The following is a 16,465-nucleotide window of genomic DNA, read 5'->3' on the forward strand; positions in this document are numbered from 1 at the left end:
GTGGCGGCGGCCCCCCAAATCACTGTCGGATTACGGGCATACCGAGCCTAGGCGAGGTACCGAGTGTTGGGGCAAGAGCCCTTTTGGTTACTTTTGGGGCTCTTTTCCAAAAGTGACCCGCCGTAAGGGCGGAACCCATATCAGCCATCACCCAAATAACGGATATGTACCCAGTCCCACCCCTATCCCAGACATAAAAAAAGCGCCGCGTACCTCACGATACGCGGCGCCTCTTCACATCAACACTTTAGGCCTGAATCACCGGAATGTTGGCGCTAGCTGCGATCTTGCGGAACTCAGCAATCTGGTCGAAGTTCAGGTAGCGGTAAACGTCACTGGCCATGGTGTCCAGTTTCGCCGCGTAGCCCATGTACTCTTCGACAGTCGGCAGGCGACCCAGGGTAGAAGCCACTGCCGCCAGCTCAGCCGAAGCCAGGTAGACGTTAGCGCCGTCACCCAGGCGGTTCGGGAAGTTACGGGTCGACGTCGACACCACGGTCGAGTTCGGCTCTACACGTGCCTGGTTACCCATGCACAGCGAGCAGCCCGGCATTTCCATGCGCGCGCCAGCCTTGCCGTAGATGCCGTAGTAACCTTCTTCGGTCAGTTGGTGAGCGTCCATCTTGGTCGGAGGCGACAGCCACAGACGAGTTGGCAGCTGACCCTTGACCTGCTCCAGCAGCTTACCGGCCGCGCGGAAGTGACCGATGTTGGTCATGCACGAACCGATGAACACTTCGTCGATCTTCTCGCCGGCAACGCTCGACAGCAGACGGGCATCGTCCGGGTCGTTCGGTGCGCAGAGGATCGGCTCGTTGATCTCGGCCAGGTCGATCTCGATGATTTCAGCGTATTCCGCGTCAGCATCGGCTTCCATCAGCTCAGGGTTCTTGACCCAGGCTTCCATCGCTTGGGCGCGACGTTCCAGGGTGCGTGGGTCGCCGTAGCCTTCACCGATCATCCAGCGCAGCAGGGTGATGTTGGAGTTCAGGTATTCGGTGATCGACTCTTTCGACAGCTTGATGGTGCAACCGGCAGCCGAACGTTCAGCCGAGGCGTCGGACAGCTCGAAAGCCTGCTCCAGCGTCAGGTCGTTCAGGCCTTCGATCTCCAGGATGCGGCCGGAGAAGGCGTTCTTCTTGCCTTTCTTCTCTACTGTCAGCAGACCCGATTGGATCGCGTAGTAAGGAATGGCATGAACCAGGTCACGCAGGGTGATGCCAGGTTTCATCTTGCCTTTGAAGCGCACCAGGATCGATTCCGGCATGTCCAGTGGCATAACGCCAGTGGCTGCGGCGAACGCGACCAGACCGGAACCGGCCGGGAACGAGATGCCCATCGGGAAACGGGTGTGGGAGTCACCACCGGTACCGACGGTGTCCGGCAGCAGCATGCGGTTCAGCCAGCTGTGGATGATGCCGTCACCTGGACGCAGCGATACACCGCCACGGGTCATGATGAAGTCAGGCAGGGTGTGGTGGGTGGTCACGTCGATCGGCTTTGGATAGGCCGCGGTGTGGCAGAACGACTGCATGACCAGATCGGTCGAGAAGCCCAGGCACGCCAGGTCTTTCAGTTCATCACGGGTCATAGGACCGGTGGTGTCCTGGGAACCCACGGTGGTCATCTTCGGTTCGCAGTAGGTGCCAGGACGAACGCCTTTTCCTTCTGGCAGACCGCACGCCTTGCCGACCATTTTCTGTGCCAGGGTGAAGCCTTTGCCGGTGTCGACCGGTGCTTCTGGCAGTTTGAACAGGTCGGTCGGGCCCAGGCCCAGCTCGGCACGTGCCTTGTCGGTCAGGCCACGGCCGATGATCAGCGGGATACGGCCGCCGGCGCGGACTTCGTCCAACAGCACCGGGGTCTTCATTTCGAAGGTGGTGATGACTTCGTCGGTGCCGTGTTTGCAGACCTTGCCAGCATGCGGGTACAGGTCGATCACGTCGCCCATGTTCATGTTGGTAACGTCAAACTCGATTGGCAGTGCGCCCGCATCTTCCATGGTGTTGTAGAAGATTGGAGCGATCTTGCTGCCGAAGCAGAAGCCGCCGGCGCGCTTGTTCGGCACGTACGGAACGTCGTCGCCGAAGAACCACAGCACGGAGTTGGTGGCCGACTTACGCGACGAACCGGTACCAACCACGTCGCCCACGTAGGCGATCGGGAAGCCTTGGCCGCGCATTTCTTCGATCTGCTTCATCGGGCCGGTCTTGCCTTGCTCGTCCGGCACGATGCCTTCACGGGCCATTTTCAGCATGGCCAGGGCGTGCAGCGGGATGTCAGGACGGGACCAGGCATCGGGAGCAGGGGACAGGTCGTCAGTGTTGGTTTCGCCGGTGACCTTGAACACGCGCAGGCTGATCTTGTCGGCCAGGGTAGGGCGGTTGCTGAACCACTCGCCGTCGGCCCAGGACTGGATGACGGCTTTAGCGTGTTCGTTGCCGTTCTTGGCTTTTTCAGCCACGTCGTGGAACGCATCGAACATCAACAGGGTGTGCTTGAGTTGGGCGGCGGCGACAGGAGCCAGTGCGGCGTCGTCCAGCAGCTCGACCAGGGTCACGATGTTGTAGCCGCCTTGCATGGTGCCAAGCAGTTCAACGGCACGTTGCTTGCTGATCAGGGGGGAAGTGGCTTCGCCCTTGGCCAGGGCAGACAGGAAACCGGCTTTGACGTAGGCAGCTTCGTCAACGCCTGGTGGAATGCGGTTGGTGATCAGGTCAACGAGGAATTCTTCTTCGCCAGCCGGAGGATTTTTCAGCAGCTCGACCAGGCCTGCGGTTTGTTCGGCGTTAAGCGGCTGGGGAACGATACCCAGGGCTGCACGCTCTTCGATATGTTTGCGGTAGGCTTCAAGCACAGTTATTACCCTCATCAGTGGTCCCACGGGACGCTCATCCAGAAATGAACGGCACGCATGCGCTCGGGGGCTTTTTGGGCCGCAAAGCCAGCGCTGCCGGCATTCCTCACAGAAGCTGCTTTCAAAGTTTTACGCCTGCAGAACGGAGCTGATGAGGGTTGGCGAGGGCTCTGACCTACCGAGTCATTAACCATCGCCAACACCGTTCTGAAGGAACGACTGTGCTCGTGACGCTTTGAAAACAGCTTCCAGCGGATTATTGGCGCCTTACAAGGCCGGATGATTCTACGGCAAAAAAATTCTAAAGGTAAGTTGCCTAACCAAGTTTGCTGGGTGATCAAGCTTAGACAAAGGGCTAACATGGCGCATTGTTTCGCTGATTTGCGTGTCGCTGCCCATGTCCAACCAAACCATCAAGACCCCCTGCGTCGGCCTGTGCTCCACGGTCTACGGCGATCTCGTGTGCCGTGGCTGCAAGCGCTTTCACCACGAAGTGATCCAGTGGAACGGCTACGGCGAAGAGGAAAAACGTGCGGTCTGGCTGCGGTTGGAGCAGCTGCTGGTGCAGGTGATGGCCGGAAAGCTGGAGGTTTTTGACCCCAAGACCCTGCGCGGCCAACTGGAACAGCGCAAGATCCGCTTCGTGCCGCACCAGTCCGAATACTGCTGGGCCTACCAGTTGATCGCCCGCGGGGCTCGGGTGATCAATAACCTGGAGGCCTATGGCATGGTGCTGTTGCCCGAGTTTCGCGACTGGCCCTTGCCGGACCTGCGCGATGCCATCGATCGGGAGTTCTTTATCCTGTCCGAGGCCCACTACCAGCGCTATATCGCGCCGGGGTTTCTCAAGGATGCATTTGGCGCCTAGCGGTCAGGCGTTGGTGGCCTGTTCCACCAGGCGGTCCATCACTTCTTCAGGCTTGAGCACCAACACGTCGCTTTCCAGCGTATCCAGCACAACCTCTGCGGTGTTGCCAATCAATGCGCCGGAAATGCCCGTACGCCCCACGGTACCGATGATAGTCACCGCCGCCTGCAGCTTGTGGGCGAGATGCGGTATCAACACGTCCGCCGGTCCTTCCTCGATATGCAGGTGTTTGTCATCCACATCGAACTCCGCCTGAAACGCCCTGCATTGCTCGCGATAACGTGCCTCGATGGTCTCCTTGAGCTGAAACGTCGGGTCCGCCGCCGACAGCATCGGCGACGGATGGGCGCTGATCACATGCAACTGCGCCTTGGCCAGGTGGGCGATATCAAAGCCATGGTCGATGATCGAGTTATGCAATGAACGGTGCTCACCGTCGGTATTGCCCACATCGATCGCCGCCAGGATCACGCCGCCCGTCCAGGGTGTAGCGGTCTTGACCAGCAACACCGCCGTCGGGCAATAACGCAGCAACTTCCAATCCGCAGGCGTCAGCAGCGCCTTTTTCAATGGGCTGTCCGGGAAGTGCTGCTTGATCACCAGCCCACAGCCTTCGGCCTGCTGCACGTCGATAATGGTTTCATGCAAGCTGGCATTCCACGCCTGCTCGGTGCTGACGCTGTAGCCGTCTTCCTGCAAGCCCGACTTGAGTAGGCTCAGCAGCGCCGAGTGCTCATGCTTTTTGTCGCAGACCAGCAAATGCAGGTGCGCGCCGGTGACCCCGGCGATCAGCTTGGCACGCTTGAGGGCCAGGCTTTCCGAATGCTCGGGCTCGATGACCACCAGGATGCTGCGGATGGCTTGCATGGTCGGGATCTCCATAAAAAAGGGCGGGGGCCTGGAACAACTATAGTTGCTGGCTGGCGCACGTCATGTTGATGCACATCAAGGCCGGTGGCTGGTGGTCTGCGGCGGGGTCGGTATAATCGCCGGCCTTTTGTGATCCTTTTACCCGTGAGCCCGATGAACCTGCCCGAAATCCACGAATTCCTCGGTTGCCGCACCCCTGGCGCCTGGGTCCAGGCCGCGCTGGCCGATCAGGACACCCTGCTGATCGACCACAAGAACTGCGAATTCAAAGCCGCAAGCACTGCCCTGAGCCTGATCGCCAAGTACTACAGCCATGTGGACCTGATCAACATGATGTCGCGCCTGGCCCGCGAAGAGCTGGTGCACCATGAACAAGTCATGCGCCTGATGAAAAAGCGCAAAGTCGAGTTGCGTCAACTGAATGCCGGGCGTTACGCCTCGGGTTTGCGCAAAGTGGTGCGCACCCATGAGCCGGTCAAGCTGGTGGATACCCTGGTGGTAGGCGCGTTTATCGAAGCGCGCAGTTGCGAGCGTTTCGAAGCACTGGTGCCGCATTTGGACGAAGAACTCGGCAAGTTTTACTTCGGTTTGCTGAAAAGCGAGGCGCGGCACTTCCAGGGTTACCTGAAGCTGGCCTACCAGTACGGCGACACCAAGGATGTTGCCCAGGTGATTGAGCGGGTGAGGGCGGCCGAGCAGGAGCTGATCGAATCACCCGACATCGAGTTCCGCTTTCACAGTGGCGTGCCAGCCTGAGGCCACGGCCACGCCGATCAGCGCGGTGATTCCGGCGAGCAGCAGGATCACCGCCTGCGTGCCCAGCGGCGCCGCCAACAGCGCAATCGCCAGGCCCGCCAAGGGTTGCGGCAGGTTGTTGAGCAGGGTGATCACGCCTACGGTCTTGCCGAAGTCCTGCACGGGAATCACCCGCTGACGGGTGCTGCGCAGGTAGACGTTGAACATCTTGTCGAAGCCGGTGACCAGCAGGAAGCCCACGGCGTAGAGCCACACGTCGGGGCTGACTGCCATGATCACCGCACCGACCGCAATCATTGAATACGACAGGCCGCCCAGCACCTTCAACGGCAGCCCGGCCCGCGCCAAATAAAACAGAATCCCGATGGTCACCAGGGCGCCGGCTGCCTGCAGCAGGGCGTAGGCGTCCTTATCCTGTGCAAATTGGCCGGTCACCATCGCCGCAGACGTGGCCAGCGTGACGCCGATGATCAGGTTCACGCCCACGGCCAGGGTGATGATCCGCTTCAATTCCGGCAGTCGGCGGATATGCCCGAAGGCAATCTTAAGTGGCCGCAGCCAGATATCCCGGTGCTGCTCGAAAGTTTCCAGCTGTGTCGTGCTGGAGCGTTGCCACGCGCGCATCGCCAGGTCAGCCAATAAGAACAGCCCGGCCACCCCGAGTACGACCCAGTGCCAGGCCCACACTTCCAGCATCAGCGCCGCTACCAATGGGCCGAGCACCAGCCCGCTCTGGTCGGCAATCTGCGAATAGGACAGTGTCTTGGCATAGCTGTAGTGGGGGAAAACATGGGGCATCAGCACTTCTCGCGCCATGATGCCCTGGGTGGTCAGCACGCCGCAGAGCGCCGAGAGCAGGACGATCCAGAGGATGCCGTCGAATACCCCGTACAAAACCACGGCCGTCACGCAAGCCAGCGCCCGGTAAACCTGGCTGATATGCAGGATGCGCACCGGTGCGAACTTGTCGCACAATGCGCCACACACCGGGAACGCGAGATAACGCGGCAGCGACTCGATAAAGAACGCCAGCCCGGCCCAGGCCACGCTCTGGGTGGTCTGGAACACGATCAAGGGCACGATGAACAGCAGAATCTGGTCCGCCAGCCGCGACAGGAACAGCGAAACAAAGAACGCCAGGTAATCCTTGCGCATACAACTCCCTGTGGATGGCGTTAAACATTGCAGGTTATTTGTTAAAAACTCTTAAAAGCATGAAGCTTCGTCGGCCAATGCTGGCCAGCCGCTTTAGTTGCCCAGCTTGCCACCTATAATGCCCGCTCTTCAATCCGTGTCTGCATACTGAGAACTTATGGAAAACTTGGGGCTGGGCAAGGTCTTGCTCGTTGAGGACGACGAAAAACTGGCAGGGCTGATCGCGCACTTTCTCGCGCAGCATGGCTTTGAGGTGCGCGTAGAGCACCGGGGCGACGAGGCCCTGGCCGCGTTCCTGGAATTCAAGCCGAAGATCGTCGTACTCGACCTGATGCTGCCCGGCCAGAGCGGCCTGCATGTCTGCCGGGGGATTCGCGCGGTGTCTGACACGCCGATCGTGATCCTCACGGCCAAAGAGGACGACTTGGACCATATCCTTGGCCTCGAGTCCGGTGCCGACGACTACGTGATCAAGCCGATCAAGCCCCCGGTGCTGCTGGCGCGCCTGCGCGCCCTGCAACGACGCCAGACGCCAGAACCGACCGTGCGTGGTTCGCTGGCCTTCGGACGGCTGGCCATCGATCGCAGTTGCCGGGTGGTCAGCCTGGGCGATGACAAAATCGACCTTACCACCATGGAATTTGAGCTGCTGTGGCTGCTGGCCAGCAACTCGGGGACGATCCTGTCCCGCGATGACATCCTCAACCGCATGCGCGGCATTGCGTTCGACGGCCTCAACCGCAGTGTCGATGTGTACATCAGCAAGCTGCGCGGCAAACTCAACGATAACCCCCGCGAACCGGTGTGCATCAAGACCATCTGGGGCAAGGGCTACCTGTTCAATCCGTTCGCGTGGGAGGCTTAGATGCTGCGGCTCTATATCCGCCTGTACATCATCCTGGCGCTGGGCCTGGCGGGGGCGATCTGGCTGGTCAACTACACCTTCGACGAGCTGCTGCCCGAAGCCAATGAAACCTATAACCGCGAAGCCCTGCGTGGCCCGGCCTATGGTTTGGTCGAGCAGTTGCGGCCCTTGCTCGGTGATGCCCGCCAAGCGCGTCTGAGCGAGCTGCAACCCCATTACGGCCTGCACCTCAAGCTGGTGCAGCGCGATGAACTGGCGCTGGATCAGCGTGAGCAACAATTGCTGGCGGCCGGGCAGTTGGTGGTGCGGGGCGACTTCATGGAGTTCATCGCCAATATCGACGGCGGCCCGCAATTGCTCAATATCAAGCTGCCCGACGAGCCGAAATGGCTGTATTTGTGGGCCTACAGCCTGCTGGGGCTGAGCCTGGCGATCGTGCTGTATTTCTGGGTGCGCCCGCACTGGCGCGACCTGGAGCATATCCGCCTGGCGGCCCAACGCTTCGGGGATAACGATCTCAGTTCACGCATTCTGCTGCCACGCCGTTCCACCGTGCGTTCGCTGGCCGGGCACTTCAACCAGATGGCCGAGCGTATCGAAAGCCTGATCGCCAACCAGCGCGAACTCACCAACGCCGTGTCCCATGAACTGCGTACGCCGATTGCGCGGCTGTCGTTCGAACTCGACCAGCTCAAGCAACAGACCGATCCACGCCAGCGCGGCGAATTGATCGCGGACATGTACGCGGACCTGGGCGAGCTGGAAGAAATGGTGTCCGAGTTGCTCACCTACGCCAGCCTGGAACGCGGTGCCACCCAAGTCACCCGCGAAAGCATCGAGGCCCACAGCTGGCTCGACAGCGTGATCGGCAGCGTGGCGCTGGAGGCTGAAGCGGCGGGTATCCAATTGTCGTTGCGCACGTGCGAGGTGGACTTTATCCAGATCGAGCCGCGCTTCATGGCGCGCGCGGTAATCAACCTGTTGCGCAACGCCATCCGTTACGCCGAACGCCGTGTGGAAGTGTCGCTGGTCAAGTTCGGCAGCGGCTACGAAGTGCGGGTGTGTGACGACGGCCCAGGGGTACCGGAAGAAGGCCGCTCGAAGATCTTCCAGCCCTTCATGCGCCTGGACGCCAGCCGCGACCGCCGCACCGGCGGCTTCGGCCTAGGCCTGGCGTTGGTGCAGCGGGTGTCGCAATGGCACGGTGGCCAGGTGCAAGTGCTGGATTCGGAATGGGGCGGGGCCTCATTCCGAATGACTTGGGCGTATGCCGAGTAGCTGTAGGCGCTGGCTTGCTGCGAAGGCTGCCTGACTGCCGACCACTCTCTAACTGTTGCCCCGCAATCTAACTGTAGGAGCTGGCTTGCCGGCGATGGCGATCGTTCATTCAAGGACAGGGTGAATGTTTATCCGCTATCGCTGGCAAGCCAGCGCCTACAGTGTTTGATTGGATTACTAGGTTAGAAGGTGTATTCCAAAACGCCCATCACTGACGTCTGTAACCGTCGCTCCACGATGGGGCTCTTGCCGGCTTCGTCCGCTAGGTATTGCACGTCCAGCAAGGTCGAGAACTGGGTGTGCTCGCTGATCGGCAGGCTCCACACCAGGTTCATGCCATTGCTGATATTGCCACCACTGGCCTTGTAGGCTTTGAAGCGACTGCGCGCGGCTTGGCCGGTGGTCACGCCGTACCAGGTCTGCAGGTACTCGCGGTCGCCAAAGTGGCTGCTGAGGCTGGCGTCGACGGAGCCGAAACGGCCTTCATACAGGTTGGTCCCCAGGCTCAATTCCAGATGGGTGAACGCTTTGCCGCTGTCCTTGTGGTCATCTTCCTTGAGGGCATGCTCCAGCGTGGCGCCCATAATTACACCGCCCAGGTTGTAGCTGGCACTCACGCCCAATTGCGGGCGTGATTTGATTTCACCCATGCCTTTCAGGCGCTTTGAACCGAGGTGCATGGACTCGTTTTTGTCTTTGCGTGATCCACTGGCGCCGACATACGCACTGAAGCTCAAGGCGTTGCCTTCGTAGCCCCAGCCCAGGCCCTTGTCGGTGTCGAGGAAAATCCCCCAGGGGCTGACGATGGCACCGCCGAACACCGGGGCGGTCATGCGTTCGTCGCTGCCGCTGTAGCGGGGCAGGTTGGCCACGCCGGCCTTGAGGCTGTAGGTCCAGTCCTCGGCCAGTACGCTGTTGGCGCTCGCGAGCAAACACAGTGAGGTCAGGGACAGGCATAGATTTTTTGGGTTCATCAGGGTTTTCATGTCGGTTAGAAACTCAAGGGTGGATGGGTACGTTTGAAGGAGTAGCCCGAAGCGCTCAGGCCATTGATCTGGCGGCTGACGGTGTCACCCAGGCCATAGCCGTTACCGGCCAATACGGCATGGGCGTTGTCCACGGGCAGCAGGATGTAGTCGGTCAGCGGTTCGTCGTGCAGTTGGCCGCGAATCACCAGGAAGCCTTCTTCGAGGCGCACGCTGATCCCGCTCAATGGCGCATCGGGTTCATGGGTGTTGAGTACTTGGTAGGTGCCGACGGTGTCGGCCCAGGCCAAGGGCAGTGGCGGCGGGTCGATGCGTTCGCCGATGGGGATGCGCTGGCCATGGCTGCGCGCCGTGAGCATCTGCCGGCCTTGCACAGTGATGACGTCGAGTTGTACCTGGCCCAGTTCGCCGAGGTCCTTGAGCCAGAAACCGAAGACTTTCTTCTGGGCGCGCAGCCAGCCTTGATCGTCACGCAGCAGTTCGAAGTTAAAGCCAGCCAGTTCGCCACGCAGCCGATGGTCATCATCCTTGATCCGGAACACCCCCCACGCGGTGGCATAGAACCCGGCCAGGCGCTGGCGGTCGATGGCGGCCGGCACCTGGCGCAGCTTGAGTCCGTGGCGGGGGGCCTGGCAGTCGTCGCTGCAGACTTGCTCGCCGGTTTGCGCCTGAAGCATCAGGCGCAGGGTGTCGGTGGCCAGTGTGGCGACCAGGTCTTCGGCATTGCTGTCGTTGGCCATGATGATCACGGCCAATTGATGGTCCGGCAGCAGGCTCAGCTGTGCGGCGAAATCATCGCCACCGCCGCTGTGCTGGTAGGTGCGCACACCAGGGCCGACCGGCTCGTCACCGCAGGGCGCCAGAAACCACGCCAGGCCGATCTGGCAATCGAAGTCCAGGGCATTGCCAGTGTTTTGCTGGGTGAACATTTCATCGATGGAGCGGCTGGTCATTACCCGGTTGCCCTTGTAGAGGCCTTCGGCAAACAGCATCTGCACGTAATGGCTGAGGTCCCTGGGGCTGGCCCACAAACCGCCGGCAGCGATGTCACGCAGTTGCGCATCGGTGCTGGCGACACCTTCCTGATAACCCTGGGCGCGATAGCCGATTTGCGCGGCGGTCCCGACAAAGCTCGCACGGTCCATCTCCAGCGGTTTGAGCAGACTGTGTTGCAACTGGGCTTCAAATTCCTTGCCGCTGCTGCGCTCGATGGCCGCGCCCACCAGCGCGTAACCCAGATTGGAATAGGCCACTTGCGTACCGGGCGGCGTGCTCAGCCAGACGCCGGACAGGCGCATCGGCATCTGCCCCATGGCGTAGGTGTTGCGCAGGTCTCGCAGGTGTTCACTGGGCAAGCCGGACTGATGGCTGAGCAGGCGACGCAAGGTGATGTCGCGGTCGGCGGCCTGCTGGTCGGTATGGAAGCGCGAGCGCACATAGAATTCGCGCAGGGTTTGCTGGATCGGTGCGTCCAGCGCCAGTCGCTGTTGTTCAACCAGTTGCAGGGCCGCACTGGCGGTGAGCAGCTTGGAGATCGCACCGGCCCGGAAGGCGGTGTTCGGCGTCACCGGCAGGCCCTTGGCTTTGTCGGCCATGCCGAACCCGCGACTCCAGATCAACTCCTGGCCGTTGACCAGGGCAATCGACAGGCCCGGGATGTTGTCCTGGGCCATGTCTCGCGGGATCCGGGTTTGCAGGTAACGGATGATCGCGCTGTAGTCGCCCTTCGGAATCGGCGGCGGGGCAGGTGACTGCCCTTGGCAGCCGATACTGCCCAACAGGCAACCGAGTAATGGAAGACCGCGCAATGTGCGAAGCATGACGAGCACCCGACAGGTGATTTGGATGCTCGAATGCTAGGGCTGTGGCGCCCGAGGGTCTTTGACAGCTTTGTCGATAAACTGTCAAAGACTGTTAACGGGTCACTCCGTTGCGCTCATGCCACTGGGCGATCGACTCTTCGGGGTACTCATCGAACTGCAGGTCGCCCTTACGCAGCGTGACCTCTACCCAAGGTGCCTTGGACCCCAGCATCAAGTGCGTGTGCTCCGGTGGTACCGGCAGCGGCGTGTCGATGGCCGAGGCGAACGGATGGATCAACTCCGGCCATTCGGGGCTGAACACCCACAGCGCGCTGCCGCACTGCGAGCAGAAATGCCGCTCGGCCGTACTGGCATGGGCGCGGCTGGCGCCTTCAGGCTTGAGCTTGGCGTGGTAGACCGAAATGAATTTGCGCCCGCGCACCTTCAGGCTGGCGGTGTCACCGGCCAGGTTGATCGCGTAACCGCCACCGCCCTGGGTCTTGCGGCAGATCGAGCAATAGCAACGCTGGTAAGGGTAGGGGTGGGCACTGACGAGGCTGAACGTGACGGCGCCGCAATGGCAGGATCCTTCAAGCTGCATGGGCTGACTCCTTTGGCAAGGTGACTGTTCAGCTTAGGCGCTTTGCGGCATCAACGTGGCAATCAGCGCACGAATGGTGCCGGGCAACGCCTCCAGCTCCCGCACCAGGATACTGCGCTCGCGAATCGCCCAGGGCTCATCCAGCTTCACCGCGACCAATTGCATGGTGCGGCTGTGTCGCACGGCAGCCGACTCCGGAATGATGCCGATCCCCACACCGGCCTCGACCATCCGGCAGATCGCCTCGAAGCTCGACACCTGGATACGCAGTGACAAATGCTTGCCCAGCCGTTCGACGTGTTCGCGCAAGAAGCTCAGCAAGGTGCTGCCTTCGTGCAGGCCGATGTGCTGGTAGGCGAGGGTCTGTTCCAGCGTGACCGAGGGTTGTTCCGCCAAGGGATGGCCGACCGGCACCATCAACACCAGTTCATCGGTGCTGAAATGCAGCACCTGCAAACCTGCCGCTTCTACGGGGCCGGCGATGATGCCCATGTCGCTGGTGCCATCCAGCACGCCGCGCACGATATCGCGGGACAGGCGTTCCTGCAGGTCGACGGTCACGCCGGGGCGTTGTGACAGGAAGCCCGCCAGCACCTCCGGCAAGAACTCGGTGACGGCGGTGGTGTTGGCAAAGATGCGGATATGCCCGGCCGAATCCACGCCGTATTGGGTGAATTCGCTCTTGAGGTAGTCCACCTGGCGCATGATCAACCGCGCATGGTGTAGCAAACGCTCACCGGCCGGGGTGATCTCGACGCCACGGCTGTCGCGGTACAGCAGGCGGGTGTCGAGCTGGCCTTCGAGGGCTTTGATCCGCGCGCTGGCGGCAGCCGGCGAGAGGAACGCACGCTTGGCGCCCTGGGTCAGGCTGGGGGATTCGGCGATATGGATAAACAGGCGCAGGTCGGCCAGATCGAAGTGCATGCAAGGCTCCCGGTACAGGATGGCGGCGTTCAGCATAACCGAACGCCGGTTTATTGAAATGCAAATTCTCAGAACGGCGATAGGCTTGCATGATCCGGGGCAGACACTCACTGCCCGAGGACCTGCACCCGATGAGCGCCACCGATTGGATCGGCCGAAGCGAAACCGCCCACGACCACCTCAGCCATAACCTGCTCAAGCGCATTGCCGCCACCTTCGGTGAAAAAGTGCCCGAAGACGGCGCGGACATCCCGCCGTTGTGGCAGTGGTGTTTCTTCCAGGACCCGTTGCCGGAAACGGCCCTGGGCACTGACGGCCACCCGGCCCGTGGCGGTTTCCTGCCGCCGGCCGACAACCGCAATCGCATGTGGGCCGGTGGCCGAATCGAGTTTGTGCATGCGCTGCGTGCCGGCGAGGCAGCGACCCGCGTGTCGACCATCACTCAGGTCGAAGAAAAGACTGGCCGCACCGGTTCGCTGCTGTTTGTCACCGTGCGCCATGACTATTCCCAAGACGGCCGCCTGGCGATCCGCGAGGAACAGGACATCGTCTACCGCGAACCCACGCCGCCCAAATCCGGCAGCGGTGACGCGCTGGAGCAGGGCGAATGGTCTGAAGCCGTCAATCCCACGCCCACCCTGCTGTTTCGCTACAGCGCCGTGACCTTCAACGGTCACCGCATTCACTACGACTACCCCTATGTCACCGGCACCGAAGGCTATTCAGGCCTGGTGGTGCATGGGCCGCTGATCGCCACCCTGAGCCTGCGCGCATTCTGCCGCGCCAACCCTGGCGCCACCTTGCGCCGGTTTGCCTATCGCGGCGTGCGCCCGTTGATTGCGCCGCAGCCGTTTGAAGTGGGCGGCCGCGTGACCGAAACCGGTGTGGCGCAGCTGTGGGCCGGCAACGCCCAGGGCCTGGCGCAGCAAGCCAGCGTGCATTTCGAATAATCCAAGAACAACAGGCGGAGAGCCGTTAATGAACCCGAATGACAATGAAGAACTCAATGCCATCCGCGAAGGCGTGCGCGCCTTGTGCGCTGAATTCGATGCCGCGTACTGGCGCAGGATTGACGAGGAAAAAGGCTTCCCCGAAGCCTTCGTCAAGGCGTTGACCGACGCCGGCTGGCTGTCCGCGATGATCCCCGAAGAGTACGGCGGCTCCGGCCTGGGCCTGGCTGAAGCTTCGGTGATCCTTGAAGAGGTGAACCGCTGCGGCGGCAACTCCGGCACCGTGCACGGCCAGATGTACAACATGTTCACCCTGTTGCGGCACGGCAGTGAAGCCCAGAAACGCTTCTACCTGCCCAAGCTCGCCAGCGGCGAATTGCGCCTGCAATCCATGGGCGTGACCGAGCCCACCACCGGCACCGACACTACCAAGATCAAGACCACCGCGATTCAGCGTGGCGACAAGTACGTGATCAACGGCCAGAAAGTGTGGATCTCGCGGGTCCAGCATTCCGACCTGATGATCCTGCTGGCGCGCACCACGCCATTGGCCGAAGTGAAGAAAAAATCCGAAGGCATGTCGATCTTCCTGGTGGATCTGCGCGAAGCCATCGGCAACGGCCTGACCGTGCAGCCCATCGCCAATATGGTCAACCACGAAACCAACGAGCTGTTCTTCGACAACCTGGAGTTGCCGCTGGACAGCCTTATCGGTGAAGAGGGCAAGGGCTTCAAATACATCCTCGACGGCCTCAACGCCGAGCGCACGCTGATCGCCGCCGAATGCATCGGTGATGGCCGCTGGTTTATCGAAAAGGCCAGTGCCTATGCCCGCGACCGCGTGGTGTTTGGCCGGCCCATCGGGCAGAACCAGGGCGTGCAGTTCCCGATTGCCGAAGCGCATATCGAGATCGAAGCGGCGGACCTGATGCGTTGGCGTGCCTGTGAGGAATACGACAGCGGCGCCAATGCCGGGGCCAGTGCCAACATGGCCAAGTACCTGGCGGCCAAGGCGTCCTGGGAGGCGGCCAACGCTTGCCTGCAAACACATGGCGGTTTCGGGTTTGCCTGCGAATACGACGTGGAGCGCAAATTCCGCGAGACGCGCCTGTACCAGGTGGCGCCGATCTCCACCAACCTGATCCTGTCCTACGTGGCCGAGCATTTGCTCGAACTGCCACGCAGCTTCTGAGGGCCTGACCATGAGCCATACCCAAGCTTTGTGTCGGTTCCTGGCCGAACTGGATTACGCGCGACTGCCGGAAGACGTGCTGGCGCGCACCGAAGATTTGTACCTGGACTGGTTGGCCTCGGCGCTGGCAAGCCAGGGCGCGCACCCGATTCCGTTGTTCGAGCGTTATGCGCAGAAAATGGGCCCCGGCAGCGGCCCGGCGCAGGTGATCGTCAATGGCGGCAGCACCAGCGCGTATTTCGCCGCGCTGGTCAACGCGGCCTCATCCCATCTGGTAGAGCAGGACGACCTGCACAACAGCTCCGTCCTGCACCCGGCGACCGTGGTGTTCCCAGCCGCGCTGGCGGCCGCCCAGGACCTCGGCAAATCCGGCCGCGACTTGCTGCTGGCCTCGGTGGCCGGTTATGAAGCGGGCATCCGAATCGGCGAATTCATGGGCCGTTCCCACTACCGCATCTTCCACACCACGGCCACCGTCGGCACGTTGGCGGCGGCGGTAGCCGTAGGCAAGTTGCTGGATTTCAACGAAGAACAATTCATCAACCTGCTCGGCAGCGCCGGCACCCAGGCGGCCGGGTTGTGGGAGTTCCTGCGTGATGCCGCCGATTCCAAGCAACTGCATACGGCGAAAGCCGCAGCGGACGGCTTGCTCGCCGCTTACCTGACGGCAGATGGCCTGACCGGCGCGCGCAATATTCTGGAGGGCGATCAAGGTCTGGCTGCCGGTATGTCCCGTGATGCCGAGCCGGCCAAATTGTCTGCCGATCTCGGCAGTCGCTGGGCGTTGCTGGAAACCTCGTTCAAGTTCCACGCCTCATGCCGCCATACCCATCCGGCCGCCGATGCGCTGTTGGATTTGATGCAGCGCGAAGGCCTGCAGGCCGAACAGATCGCCCACGTGGAAACCCGAGTGCACCAGGGCGCCATCGATGTACTGGGCCGCGTGAAAGTACCGACCAGCGTGCACCAGGCCAAGTTCTCCATGGGCACCGTGCTGGGCCTGATCGCCGTGCATGGCAAGGCCGGGCTCACCGAGTTCCATGAGCTGGCGTTGACCGATCCAGCGGTCTCAGCGTTTCGCGACAAGGTCAGCATGACCCTCGACGCCGACGTCGACGGCGCTTACCCGCAGCGCTGGCTCGGTCGCGTCACCGTCACCACGCTGGATGGCCGCACGCTGCACGGCGCCATCGACGAGCCCAAGGGCGATCCGGGCAACACCCTGAGCCGTGTGGAGCTGGCCGACAAATTCCAGCGCCTCAGTCAATTCAGCAACGCCCGCACACCGGCCCAGGCCAATGCCCTGATCGACAAGGTCTGGGACCTGCGCAACGCCGCATCCATGGCCGACTGGCTTTGAG

Annotated in this window: 14 protein-coding genes; 7 read left to right on the forward strand and 7 right to left on the reverse strand. The window is 61.6% G+C overall.

Annotation, left to right across the window (positions count from 1 at the left end):
- Window positions 1-247 precede the first annotated feature (247 nt).
- Complete coding sequence (gene acnB / locus HX868_RS16505) at window positions 248-2,857, reverse strand: bifunctional aconitate hydratase 2/2-methylisocitrate dehydratase (RefSeq protein WP_095016489.1); 2,610 nt, start codon at window positions 2,855-2,857, stop codon at window positions 248-250.
- Window positions 2,858-3,254: 397 nt separating this feature from the next.
- On the opposite strand from acnB, the gene HX868_RS16510 reads away from it, so the two are divergent.
- Window positions 3,255-3,725: a DUF1289 domain-containing protein gene (locus HX868_RS16510; protein ID WP_016979484.1), complete on the forward strand. Its 471-nt coding sequence runs from the start codon at window positions 3,255-3,257 to the stop codon at window positions 3,723-3,725.
- A 3-nt stretch (window positions 3,726-3,728) separates the two neighbouring features.
- Here the strand turns inward: HX868_RS16510 and HX868_RS16515 are convergent, their stop codons facing one another.
- Entirely contained in the window at window positions 3,729-4,592 is an 864-nt protein-coding gene (locus HX868_RS16515; protein ID WP_177003594.1) for a universal stress protein, read from the reverse strand.
- 156 nt (window positions 4,593-4,748) lie between these two features.
- On the opposite strand from HX868_RS16515, the gene HX868_RS16520 reads away from it, so the two are divergent.
- A complete protein-coding gene (locus tag HX868_RS16520; protein ID WP_177003595.1) occupies window positions 4,749-5,351 on the forward strand; it encodes a MiaE family protein in 603 nt (200 codons plus the stop codon).
- Here HX868_RS16520 and HX868_RS16525 read toward each other — a convergent pair.
- Window positions 5,307-6,506 carry an MFS transporter gene (locus HX868_RS16525; protein ID WP_177003596.1) on the reverse strand — a complete coding sequence of 400 codons (1,200 nt, stop codon included), beginning with the start codon at window positions 6,504-6,506 and terminating at the stop codon, window positions 5,307-5,309. The two genes, HX868_RS16520 and HX868_RS16525, sit on opposite strands and share 45 nt — an antisense overlap.
- Window positions 6,507-6,663: 157 nt before the next feature.
- On the opposite strand from HX868_RS16525, the gene HX868_RS16530 reads away from it, so the two are divergent.
- Together HX868_RS16530 and HX868_RS16535 are read left to right on the forward strand one after the other, a co-directional pair.
- Window positions 6,664-7,371, forward strand: coding sequence for a winged helix-turn-helix domain-containing protein (locus HX868_RS16530; protein ID WP_016979480.1), 708 nt, complete (start codon window positions 6,664-6,666; stop codon window positions 7,369-7,371).
- The gene (locus tag HX868_RS16535; protein ID WP_177003597.1) at window positions 7,372-8,649 is read left to right on the forward strand and encodes an ATP-binding protein; all 1,278 of its coding nucleotides are present in this window, start codon (window positions 7,372-7,374) and stop codon (window positions 8,647-8,649) included.
- Between the two features lie 182 nt (window positions 8,650-8,831).
- Here the strand turns inward: HX868_RS16535 and HX868_RS16540 are convergent, their stop codons facing one another.
- The 4 genes from HX868_RS16540 to HX868_RS16555 all read right to left on the reverse strand — a co-directional run bounded on the left by HX868_RS16540 (window position 8,832) and on the right by HX868_RS16555 (window position 12,962).
- Window positions 8,832-9,623 carry a MipA/OmpV family protein gene (locus HX868_RS16540; protein ID WP_177003598.1) on the reverse strand — a complete coding sequence of 264 codons (792 nt, stop codon included), beginning with the start codon at window positions 9,621-9,623 and terminating at the stop codon, window positions 8,832-8,834.
- Window positions 9,624-9,640: 17 nt separating this feature from the next.
- Complete coding sequence (locus tag HX868_RS16545; protein ID WP_177003599.1) at window positions 9,641-11,455, reverse strand: serine hydrolase domain-containing protein; 1,815 nt, start codon at window positions 11,453-11,455, stop codon at window positions 9,641-9,643.
- A 94-nt stretch (window positions 11,456-11,549) separates the two neighbouring features.
- Window positions 11,550-12,038, reverse strand: a complete 489-nt coding sequence (locus HX868_RS16550; RefSeq protein ID WP_177003600.1) for a GFA family protein — start codon at window positions 12,036-12,038, stop codon at window positions 11,550-11,552.
- A 33-nt stretch (window positions 12,039-12,071) separates the two neighbouring features.
- On the reverse strand, window positions 12,072-12,962 hold the full coding sequence (locus HX868_RS16555; protein WP_095017614.1) for a LysR family transcriptional regulator: 891 nt from the start codon (window positions 12,960-12,962) through the stop codon (window positions 12,072-12,074).
- 131 nt (window positions 12,963-13,093) lie between these two features.
- Between HX868_RS16555 and HX868_RS16560 the strand changes: the two genes are divergently transcribed.
- Genes HX868_RS16560 through HX868_RS16570 form a run of 3 tightly spaced genes read left to right on the forward strand, consistent with a single transcriptional unit; the run spans window position 13,094 to window position 16,464 of the window.
- The gene (locus HX868_RS16560) at window positions 13,094-13,912 is read left to right on the forward strand and encodes an HTD2 family dehydratase (protein WP_177003601.1); all 819 of its coding nucleotides are present in this window, start codon (window positions 13,094-13,096) and stop codon (window positions 13,910-13,912) included.
- Between the two features lie 28 nt (window positions 13,913-13,940).
- Window positions 13,941-15,104 carry an acyl-CoA dehydrogenase family protein gene (locus tag HX868_RS16565; protein WP_177003602.1) on the forward strand — a complete coding sequence of 388 codons (1,164 nt, stop codon included), beginning with the start codon at window positions 13,941-13,943 and terminating at the stop codon, window positions 15,102-15,104.
- A gap of 10 nt (window positions 15,105-15,114) precedes the next feature.
- Window positions 15,115-16,464: an MmgE/PrpD family protein gene (locus HX868_RS16570; protein WP_177003603.1), complete on the forward strand. Its 1,350-nt coding sequence runs from the start codon at window positions 15,115-15,117 to the stop codon at window positions 16,462-16,464.
- Window position 16,465: the final 1 nt, after the last annotated feature.

The organism is Pseudomonas reactans, assembly GCF_013385825.1.
GTDB classification, from domain to species: domain Bacteria; phylum Pseudomonadota; class Gammaproteobacteria; order Pseudomonadales; family Pseudomonadaceae; genus Aquipseudomonas; species Aquipseudomonas reactans.

Excerpts from the sequence above, each read along its gene's own strand:
- HX868_RS16510 (WP_016979484.1), top strand. The coding sequence starts at position 3,255 with ATGTCCAACCAAACCATCAAGACCCCCTGCGTCGGCCTGTGCTCCACG.
- HX868_RS16515 (WP_177003594.1), bottom strand. The coding sequence starts at position 4,592 with ATGCAAGCCATCCGCAGCATCCTGGTGGTCATCGAGCCCGAGCATTCG.
- HX868_RS16520 (WP_177003595.1), top strand. The coding sequence starts at position 4,749 with ATGAACCTGCCCGAAATCCACGAATTCCTCGGTTGCCGCACCCCTGGC.
- HX868_RS16525 (WP_177003596.1), bottom strand. The coding sequence starts at position 6,506 with ATGCGCAAGGATTACCTGGCGTTCTTTGTTTCGCTGTTCCTGTCGCGG.
- HX868_RS16530 (WP_016979480.1), top strand. The coding sequence starts at position 6,664 with ATGGAAAACTTGGGGCTGGGCAAGGTCTTGCTCGTTGAGGACGACGAA.
- HX868_RS16535 (WP_177003597.1), top strand. The coding sequence starts at position 7,372 with ATGCTGCGGCTCTATATCCGCCTGTACATCATCCTGGCGCTGGGCCTG.
- HX868_RS16540 (WP_177003598.1), bottom strand. The coding sequence starts at position 9,623 with ATGAACCCAAAAAATCTATGCCTGTCCCTGACCTCACTGTGTTTGCTC.
- HX868_RS16545 (WP_177003599.1), bottom strand. The coding sequence starts at position 11,455 with ATGCTTCGCACATTGCGCGGTCTTCCATTACTCGGTTGCCTGTTGGGC.
- HX868_RS16550 (WP_177003600.1), bottom strand. The coding sequence starts at position 12,038 with ATGCAGCTTGAAGGATCCTGCCATTGCGGCGCCGTCACGTTCAGCCTC.
- HX868_RS16555 (WP_095017614.1), bottom strand. The coding sequence starts at position 12,962 with ATGCACTTCGATCTGGCCGACCTGCGCCTGTTTATCCATATCGCCGAA.
- HX868_RS16560 (WP_177003601.1), top strand. The coding sequence starts at position 13,094 with ATGAGCGCCACCGATTGGATCGGCCGAAGCGAAACCGCCCACGACCAC.
- HX868_RS16565 (WP_177003602.1), top strand. The coding sequence starts at position 13,941 with ATGAACCCGAATGACAATGAAGAACTCAATGCCATCCGCGAAGGCGTG.
- HX868_RS16570 (WP_177003603.1), top strand. The coding sequence starts at position 15,115 with ATGAGCCATACCCAAGCTTTGTGTCGGTTCCTGGCCGAACTGGATTAC.